The organism is Corallococcus sp. CA041A (assembly GCF_003612075.1).
In the GTDB taxonomy this organism is placed as follows: domain Bacteria; phylum Myxococcota; class Myxococcia; order Myxococcales; family Myxococcaceae; genus Corallococcus; species Corallococcus exiguus.
Window position 1 is genome coordinate 1 of the sequence record NZ_RAWF01000654.1, and the last position, 442, is coordinate 442.

Consider the following 442-nt stretch of genomic DNA (forward strand, 5'->3'; position numbering starts at 1 on the left):
GAAGGACAAGCCGCGCCTGAACACCTACGCGACCGTCGAGGACGTCGCCGCGCGCCTGCAGAAGACCAACCCACGCCTGCCCGCCGACAAGGCCGCATTCCTGGCGCAGCACTGGTCGAGCCAGAATGCTGACGGCCGCTGGGAGATCCTCGGTGACCCCGCGCACAAGATCATCAATCCGCAGCTTTATCGGCTGGATGAGGTAATGGAAATCTGGCGCCGTGTTACCGCCCCCGTGCTGCACGTCGAGGCAGTCGATTCGCCCACATTAAAAGCCATTGCAGGCGACGTGCCGCTGGCTGAATTCAAAACCCGCTTTGCGGCGTTTCCTGATTTCCGGGAAGTGCTGATTGCGGATGCGGGCCACATGCTGCATCACGATCAGCCGGAGCAGGTGGCCGCGCTGATCGAAGAGTTCTGTTTGCAGCGCTAGGCGGCAGGT

The 442-nt window shown here is 62.2% G+C and carries 1 protein-coding gene; it reads left to right on the forward strand.

Annotated features, from left to right (window positions below; genetic code table 11):
• Positions 1 to 433 (forward strand): alpha/beta fold hydrolase (locus D7V77_RS42615; RefSeq protein ID WP_147452389.1); only part of this gene is annotated, 433 nt, incomplete at its 5' end.
• Positions 434 to 442: the final 9 nt, after the last annotated feature.